This is a genomic window from uncultured Maritalea sp., from assembly GCF_937139385.1.
GTDB lineage: Bacteria > Pseudomonadota > Alphaproteobacteria > Rhizobiales > Devosiaceae > Maritalea > Maritalea porphyrae_A.
Genome location: NZ_CAKZPW010000003.1, coordinates 1 through 8,643 on the forward strand (window position 1 = coordinate 1; position 8,643 = coordinate 8,643).

The following is an 8,643-nucleotide window of genomic DNA, read 5'->3' on the forward strand; positions in this document are numbered from 1 at the left end:
CGCTGTTTTTGACCGCCAGAAAGCTGGCTGATTTGGCGTGATCCAACACCGGGTAAGCCGACCCGGGCAAGCACGGTTTCAACCCGTTTGGCTATCTCTTCACGCGGGACACCTCGTTGACGCAGGCCGAAACCCACATTTGCTTCGATGTCCATCATGGGGAACAGTGCTAGATGTTGAAACACCATAGAGACTGGTCGCTTGTTGGGGGGCACCCCAATCATTGAATTGCCTTTGATCAGCAAATCGCCGCTTGATGCTTCTTGAAAGCCAGCGATCATGCGCAAAAGTGTGGTTTTGCCACAACCTGATGGGCCTAAGATGGAGAAAAATGTGCCTTTTGGCACGCCAAAACTTACGTCTTTTACGGCTCTGAACCCGCTAAAGTCTTTGTTGAGTTTGCGGCATTCAAGATCGAATTGTGCGTCAGCGTCCGTCTGGGTCATTTGTGCTCCAACAATATGAGAAGAGGCGCGAAATCGCGCCCCTTCAATTGGTTTGCCTAAAAGTGAGGTTACTTGGCCGCGTTAACGCGATCAAGCACTGCACCTTCGAGCGTTTCAAGATTTGCTGGAACTGTTGGGTACCACTTGATGTTGTCGATTGCCGCTTGTGGGAAGCTTGCTTGGTAACGGGCTTTAAGTGCCTCATCCACGCCTGCATCGCCACCCTGAGAAGCGGTGAAATTGCCTGCAGCTGTTGTGATCATTGCAGCAATTTCAGGTTGCATTACAAAGTTGATCCAAGCGTATGCAGCTTCATCTGCGCGGCCACGTTTTGGCATTGCAAATGTATCGATCCAACCCAAAGCACCTGCAGTTGGTGCAACAAAGGTGATGTCAGCATCGTCTGCATTCAAAGACCAACCGCCTGTATCCCAAGCCATGGCTGCAACCACTTCGCCTGAGCGAAGAAGGTTTTTGATCTCGTCGCCGCCACCCCAATAGGTTTTGACGTTTGACTTACATTCGATCAATTTTGCTTCAACTTGAGACAGGATGTCTTTGTAAGCTGCTTCGTCATTATAGGCTGCGAATGGGTCAAGACCCATTGAGAATGCAAAGCCGATCAGTGTTGGGCGCTTCAAGCGATAAGACACTTTGCCGGCAACAGAGGCGTCACAAAGATCCAAATAGTCTTTAACTTGACCAGCTTTTGCGGTGTTGACCACAAGGCCAGATGTGCCCCAAACGTGTGGTACGCCATACACATCGCTGCCGATCATGGTGTTGCCTTTTGTGGCTTCCAACATGGATGGGATGAATTGGCTTGCATCGATTTTTGAAAGGTCGATCGGTTTATAAATGTCAAACTCGGCTTGTGCGCCAGCAATCCGGTCTTGGCTAGGCTGAGCAAGGTCAAAACCGCCGCCATTGGTTGCGCGCAGCTTTGCGACCATTTCTTCGTTGTTTGATTTGGTCACTTCAACAGTGTGGCCGGTTTCTGCTTCAAACAATGCAACAACATTTTCAGGTGCATAGCCGCCCCAGGTCAAAAGACGCAATGTTTCCGCTTGTGCGGCTGATGCACTCAATACACCAGCGGCAAGCAAGGCGATGCCTGATGATAGAATCTTGTTCATGATTTCACTCCACTTAGGTCAGGCTTTCAACGCTAGGCAGAATTGCCGCGCGAGCCCCTTTTTGTTCTCGTTGCGCCACTTGAAGCGCGGGTGGAGAGATAAACTTCTACCTTTGCACTTTTGTGACAATCTGAAGAGTTTCATTCAAGTATCTGTGTGTTGTCAAGAATTTATCAGAACTTTCTCTACAGAACCTGTGGTTGTGTTCAATTTGTTTCAGGAAACTGAGTGTTTGGACAAACAAAAAGGGAGGCCGCTGAAAATCAGCGCCTCCCATTGCGTCTTTTCGTTTTGATTGATTTTACTTAATTCAGCCGAAGGCCACTTTTGGCATCAAACAGGCTAATCGCGTCTTGGTCGAAATCAATATTGAACTGATCGCCAACCTCAACGCGTTTGCGGGCGGCTTCGCGGATGGTGAAACTATGTTCGCCGACCTTTGCGGTAATATATGTGTCTGACCCTGTGCGCTCAATAGCGGTGGCGGTAACGGGTTGGCTGAGCATTCCCTTGTCTTTTGCAACAACGCGGATCTCTTCGGGCCGAATGCCCAAAATGGCCACGCCATCAAAACTGAGATCGGCTTTAGATAGTTGGCTGTCGTCTCCAGCAATAGAAATTTTGTCAGCGCCTTTTGACACGACTGGTAAAAGGTTCATCGGCGGTGAACCCATGAATCCAGCTACATAGGTGTTTGCTGGCTTGTAGTACACCTCGTCCGGGGTGCCGATCTGTTGGATATGCCCGTCTTTTAGAATGCAAATGCGGGTGGCCAGTGTCATGGCTTCGATTTGATCGTGGGTCACATAAACAATTGATGCGTTGACGCGTTGGTGCAGGCTTTTGATTTCGGCGCGCATTTCAACGCGCAGTTTTGCATCCAAGTTGGAAAGCGGTTCATCGAACAGATAAAGCTTTGGGTTCCGCACCAAGGCGCGGCCCATGGCGACGCGTTGGCGTTGGCCGCCGGAAAGGGCGCTTGGTTTGCGGTCGAGCAGTTGGTCGAGCTGTAAAATCTCAGCGACGCGCTGCAGCTGCTTTTGCTGTTCTTTTTTAGCAGTGCCGCGCACTTTCAGGCCAAAGGTGATGTTTTCGCCAACCGACATGGTTGGATAAAGCGCATAAGATTGAAACACCATGGCAATGTCGCGTTCGCCCGGCGGGGTTTGCGTCATGTCTTTGCCGCCAATTTTGATCGCGCCTTCATTGATCGTTTCAAGGCCCGCAATGCAATTGAGCAATGTGGATTTGCCGCAGCCCGAAGGTCCCAGCAGGACTAAAAACTCGGCTTCTTCCATCTCAATATTGATATCGTGTAGCACTTCAACTGAACCATAGTTCTTTTTGAGGTTGCTGATTTGCAGGACCTTTTTGGGATCGCTCACGATCTGCTCCTTTTTGGGGCGCTGGTTGATGTTCTGACGATCAGATCAACCGGTACGACTTTTTGCAATTGGTCAATTGGGGTGCCGCGGATCAGATCAATCACCATTTTGGCGATTTCTGTACCTGCGTCGCGAATGGGTGCGCGCGTAACCGTCAGGGCAACCGAAAAGTTCTCGGTTTTTAGCGAGGACAGTCCATCGTCGTGGGTGATGATGGAAATGTCTTTGCCAATTTCCAAGCCCATTTCGCGGATGCGGCGCTGTGCGCCAACTGTGACCAGCGTTGAAGAACACAAGAATGCAGTTGGCCGGTCATCAAGTTCGAGCAAGGCTTGGGCATGGCGGTAGCCATATTCCTCAGTCATGTGATCGTGATGAATGAGCTGCGGTGTGGTTTTGAGGCCAAATTCTTTGTGTGCACGCGTATAGCCGTCCAAACGTTGCTTGGCGAACATCAAATCCGCCGCGCCGTTTAACAAGCCGATGCGCGTATGCCCCAATTCGAGCAGCAGTTTTGTCGCATCATAAAACGCGCCTTCATTGTCGATGTCGTAGAAGCCATAAGGCAGGTCGGTTTCGCAGCGACCATGTACAATAAAGGGGAAGTTGAGTTTTGATAGAACTGCAATGCGTTCGTCGTGTGCTTTTGGCGCGGAAATCACAAAACCATCTACTTTGCCGATTTGGGCAAAGCGCTGATAGGTTTGTGGGTTGTCTGCTGCGGTTAGCACCACATCATTGTCGTAGGTTGCGAGCTTTTTGGTGAAGGCGGCAAGGAAATCGGCAAAGTGCGGATCAACCAGCAAATCGTCGTGGTGGGGCAAAACAATGCCGATGGCATCGGCGCGGCCTGTGGCCAAACGCCTGGCGCTTGAATTGGGTCGATAGTTGAGCTTTTGCGCCGCTTCAAGCACCCGCGTGCGGGTGGCTTGATTGACCGTAGAATAATTGTTCAACGCCCGAGAAACCGTGGCCTGCGAAAGGCCAAGATGTTCTGCCAGTGATTTTAGATTTGCCACAACGTCCTCCTTCCTCCACGACTCCCATTTGGCGATCAATTGCGCAATCATTGAAAGCGCTTTCTAAGCCATTTCATATTTCTGAATTGTTGTTTTGGCAAGCCCCGACAAATGTCAATTTTTGATCCTATCTGAATTTTTGTAAAATTAGATTGTAAAATCAACATTTTATCGAATTCATATCTAGTTGTTCATGATTGTGTTCTCGGACAAGATGAAAATTCCTTCTTGACAGAAATGGATTCATTTACAATTGTTGAAAGCGCTTTCAATGATTGTTTGGCCGAATCCATTTGCGGGTTTGGAAATTTGAGTAGGGATGAGAATGAGCGAAGCACTTGCTGTCAAAAATGTTGGAACTGGCGCAGCTGAAGGATTGGATGCGCAGCAGGATTGGTGGCGCGGTGCGGTGATCTATCAGATTTACCCGCGTTCTTTCCAAGACAGCAATGGCGACGGCATTGGCGATTTGGTCGGCATCACCGAGCGCTTGCCCTATATCGCCGACCTTGGCGCAGACGCGATTTGGCTATCGCCGTTCTTTAAATCCCCCATGAAAGACATGGGATATGACGTTTCAGACTATTGTGACGTTGATCCAAGCTTTGGCACGTTAGAAGATTTTGATGCGATGACGGCCCGGGCGCATGAGCTTGGTCTAAAGGTGATGATTGACCAGGTATTGTCGCACACTTCTGACCAACATGTTTGGTTTGAACAAAGCCGTAAAAGCCGCGATGGCGACATGGCTGATTGGTATGTTTGGGCAGATGCGAAGCCAGATGGCACGCCGCCAACCAATTGGCAGTCTGTGTTTGGTGGGCCCGCTTGGAGCTGGAACCCAAAGCGGCGCCAATATTATTTGCACAACTTCTTGCCCAGCCAGCCGGACCTGAATTTCCACTGTGAGGCGGTGCAAGACGCATTGTTGGAAACGGTTCGGTTTTGGCTTGAGCGTGGGGTGGATGGGTTCCGTTTGGACACGGTGAACTTTTATGTTCACGATCAAGAGTTGCGTGACAATCCGCCGGTCACCAGTGGCGGGTCAAATGATGTGCCGGACCTTAACCCATACGGGTTCCAAGAGCATGTTTATGACAAAACGCGACCTGAAAATATCCGGTTCTTGGAAAAGTTCCGCGCTTTGCTGGATGAATACCCCGGTGCGTCGTCTGTTGGTGAAGTGGGGGATGGCGACCGTTCATTGCGCACTATGGCTGAATATACAGCGGGCGATGATCGCCTACACATGTGTTATTCGTTCGATATGCTTGGCCCCGACTTTTCGGCAGCGCATTTCAAAAAGTGCATCACAAAGTTCGAAGATGCATCTCAAGAATTTGCGCAGGGCAACAGTTGGCCGTGCTGGGCATTTTCCAACCACGATGTGAACCGCCATATGACCCGCTGGGCGGATTTGGCGAACGACAAACAACAATTTGCAAAACTAGCTGGCGCATTGCTGTTGAGCCTTAAGGGGTCCGTTTGCATTTATCAGGGCGACGAACTTGGTTTCACAGAAGCCGAAGTCGCTTTTGAAGATTTGACCGACCCTTATGGCATTACCTTCTGGCCCGAGTTTAAAGGGCGGGACGGGTGCCGCACGCCATTTGCTTGGTCTTCAACTGCGCAAAATGCCGGGTTTTCAACTGCTGACAAAACATGGCTTCCCGTGGCACCCGATCACCAGGCAACGGCGGTAGACCTGCAAGTGGCCGACGACACTTCTGTCCACGCGCAGTTCAAACGTTTTTTGACGTTCCGCAAGCAGTTGCCAGCTTTGATTTCTGGCGAACTTACGTTTTTGGAATGGAATGTTGAGGGGCTGGCATTTGTGCGCGGCAGCGGCGCAGACGCGGTGCTGTGTGTCATCAATTTGAGCAATGATGCTGTGACATATGAATTGCCCGCAAACATGAGCGCAACAGCTTTAGAAAATCACGGATTTGAATTTGGGTTTGACGGTAAAACCGTCAGCCTTAATGGCCATCAGGCCTTTTTTGCTGCTTTGGCTTAAGCAGATAATCGGTAGTCGGGAGGATTACGACATGAAGAAACTACTCACCCTTGCAGCAAGCGCAATTGCGATTTCTGCGGCTTCAATTTTGCCAACATATGCGTTGGAAGAAGGCAAACTTGTCATCTGGATCAATGGTGATAAGGGCTATAATGGCCTTGCAGAAATTGGCGCCAAGTTTACGGAAGAGCTTGGCGTTGAAGTGATTGTTGAGCACCCAGAAGGTGTTACAGACAAATTTCAACAAGCTGCGGCCAATGGCCAAGGCCCTGACATTTTTATCTGGGCGCACGATCGTTTTGGCGAATGGGCTGCAGGCGGTTTGATTACGCCGGTCGATCCAAGCGATGCGGTGAAAGCCAACACATTTGATTTTGCATGGGATGCGGTAACATCTGACGGTAAAATTTGGGGTTACCCCGTTGCTGTTGAAGCGGTTGGCCTGATCTACAATAAAGACTTGATCCCAACACCACCTGCAACGTTCGAAGAAATTGCCGCCATGAAAATTGACGGTATCGAGCACCCCATCATGTGGGATTACAACAATACCTACTTCTCATTCCCATTGCTCATGGCTGGCGGCGGTTACGCGTTTGAGAAAAAAGACGGTGCTTATGATGCCACCACAACCGGTGTTGCCAATGCCGGTGCGATTGCTGGTGCGTCCATGATTAAGTCTTTGATTGATGGCGGCGTGATGCCAAGTGGTGTTGATTATGGTGTGATGGATGCTGCGATCAACAAAGGCGAAACAGCCATGGTGATCAATGGTCCTTGGGCTTGGTCAAACCTTAAAACATCAGGCATCAACTTCGGCGTTGCACCAATTCCATCTGTTGATGGCAAACCAAGTAAAGCATTTGTTGGTGTGTTGGCTGCAACTGTTAATGCGGCAAGCCCGAACAAAGATATCGCCAAAGAATTCATCGAAAGCTACATGCTTACTGATGATGGCTTGAAAACAGTGAATGACGATGTGCCTTTGGGCGCGGTGACCTCTGTTTCGTTTGCGAAACAAGTTGAAGCTGATGCGAATATCGCAGCGACTTTGGCCAATGCGCAAACCGGCATTCCAATGCCTTCAATTCCTGCGATGGGCAAATTCTGGGCAGCAATGGAGCCGGCCCTACGTTCAATCACCAACGGCCAATCTTCTGTTGAAGAAGCTTTGGCTGGTGCTGAAACACGTATCTTGGCAGAATAATTAAGTTCGAGGCATCGCCAGAATTGGCGGTGCCTCACCAAAATTGCAAAGGCCAGCGCCATGTCTGTTATGACTGATGATCGTGATCCACAATCCAATTTGGTGGAAAGCTCTATGATCCGCACTGTCTATGAAACGGTAAAACCGTTCATTCGACTTGCCAGTTTAGCCGCCATCGCCCTAGCCTTTTTGTATGTTATCTGGGGTCTCTACCTTGCAGGGGAACCCATCTTTGCCGTTGTGGCTTTCGCCATTGGCATTTCAATTGTCATTCTGTTTGGCTGGGCGCGGTTTTACACGTGGCGCTTTGTCTTTCCCGGTGTGGCGGCGATTGCGGTGTTCATCGTTTTGCCGGTTCTTTATACCTCGGGCATTGGTTTCACCAACTATAGTGCCTCCAACATTTTGCCGTTTGAGCGGGTGCAGCAAATCCACTTGGATAAGATGGTCAAAGCGCCAGATAGTGGAAGACCTTTTGCCCTCACGTCAGATTCTTCATTGTTCTTCCCTGCAGACAGTGGTCGGCCCGCGCTGATCACAGCGCCGATTGGCGAAGCTGTTGATGGTCGTTTAGTCGCAATGGTTCATCACGGGGATGCGCCCGAAACGCTTAACATAAAGGCGGTTTTGCAAAATCGCGCAGCTTTGCAACAGATTAGTATTGACCTGCCTGAGGGTGGGGCATTGACCATGGATGGGCTGCGCGAATTCGCATCGTCTGCGCCATTTTACACGTTGGAAGAAGAGGATGTCCTTGTTGGTGCGGACGGCACAAAACTGGTGCCAAATCACGAGAAAGGTTTTTATCAGGACGATGCGGGCGAGCTGGTGACACCGGGATGGCCGGTGGGTGTTGGCTGGGCAAACTTTACCAAGGTTTTGTTTGCAGATGGCATACGCCAGCCCATGCTTGAGATCTTTATTTGGACTTGTGCCTTTGCGTTTTTGTCGATGATTTTTACGTCTGGTTTGGGTACCGCACTGGCCGTGGTTCTGGAGTGGGAGCACTTGGCGCACAAAGGCATCTATAAGCTCTTCCTGATCTTGCCTTATGCCGTTCCTGCCTTTATTTCGATCTTGGTTTTTCGGGGGCTTTTCAATCAAAACTTTGGTGAGATCAATTTGATCTTGGGTGGTTTGTTTGGGCTGGAGCCGGACTGGTTTACCAACCCCACTTTGACCCGATCCATGCTGTTGTTGGTGAACACCTGGCTTGGTTTTCCCTATTGGATGTTGATTTCAGCCGGATTTCTGCAAAGCGTGCCGCGCGACCATTTCAAAGCCGCCGCGCTTGAAAACTCTGGTCCTGTGCGCAACTTTTTTGCGATCACCCTGCCGCAGATTATGCCGCCGATGGTGCCGTTGCTGATTGCCAATTTTGCCTTCAATTTCAATATTATCGTACTTGTGCTGCTGCTTACGCGTGGTGGGCC

Annotated in this window: 7 protein-coding genes; 3 read left to right on the plus strand and 4 right to left on the minus strand. The window is 50.1% G+C overall.

Going from position 1 to position 8,643, the window contains the following annotated elements:
- The 4 genes from Q0231_RS00080 to Q0231_RS00095 form a co-directional block, all read right to left on the minus strand.
- On the minus strand, positions 1–446 hold a 446-nt coding region (locus tag Q0231_RS00080), incomplete at its 3' end, for an ABC transporter ATP-binding protein (protein WP_299343513.1).
- 68 nt (positions 447–514) lie between these two features.
- Positions 515–1,582 (minus strand): extracellular solute-binding protein, encoded by a 1,068-nt coding sequence (locus tag Q0231_RS00085; protein ID WP_269394630.1) that lies wholly within the window; start codon positions 1,580–1,582, stop codon positions 515–517.
- Between the two features lie 305 nt (positions 1,583–1,887).
- Positions 1,888–2,967, minus strand: a complete 1,080-nt coding sequence (locus tag Q0231_RS00090) for an ABC transporter ATP-binding protein (protein ID WP_299343517.1) — start codon at positions 2,965–2,967, stop codon at positions 1,888–1,890.
- Positions 2,964–3,986 carry a substrate-binding domain-containing protein gene (locus Q0231_RS00095; RefSeq protein ID WP_269394632.1) on the minus strand — a complete coding sequence of 341 codons (1,023 nt, stop codon included), beginning with the start codon at positions 3,984–3,986 and terminating at the stop codon, positions 2,964–2,966. The genes Q0231_RS00090 and Q0231_RS00095 overlap by 4 nt, the downstream gene beginning before the upstream one ends.
- A gap of 325 nt (positions 3,987–4,311) precedes the next feature.
- Between Q0231_RS00095 and Q0231_RS00100 the strand changes: the two genes are divergently transcribed.
- From Q0231_RS00100 to malF, 3 genes are all read left to right on the plus strand, one after another.
- Positions 4,312–6,003 (plus strand): alpha-glucosidase, encoded by a 1,692-nt coding sequence (locus tag Q0231_RS00100; protein ID WP_299343520.1) that lies wholly within the window; start codon positions 4,312–4,314, stop codon positions 6,001–6,003.
- A 31-nt stretch (positions 6,004–6,034) separates the two neighbouring features.
- Complete coding sequence (gene malE / locus Q0231_RS00105) at positions 6,035–7,210, plus strand: maltose/maltodextrin ABC transporter substrate-binding protein MalE (protein WP_299343522.1); 1,176 nt, start codon at positions 6,035–6,037, stop codon at positions 7,208–7,210.
- A gap of 60 nt (positions 7,211–7,270) precedes the next feature.
- The coding region (gene malF, locus Q0231_RS00110; RefSeq protein ID WP_299343523.1) for a maltose ABC transporter permease MalF at positions 7,271–8,643 on the plus strand (1,373 nt) is incomplete at its 3' end.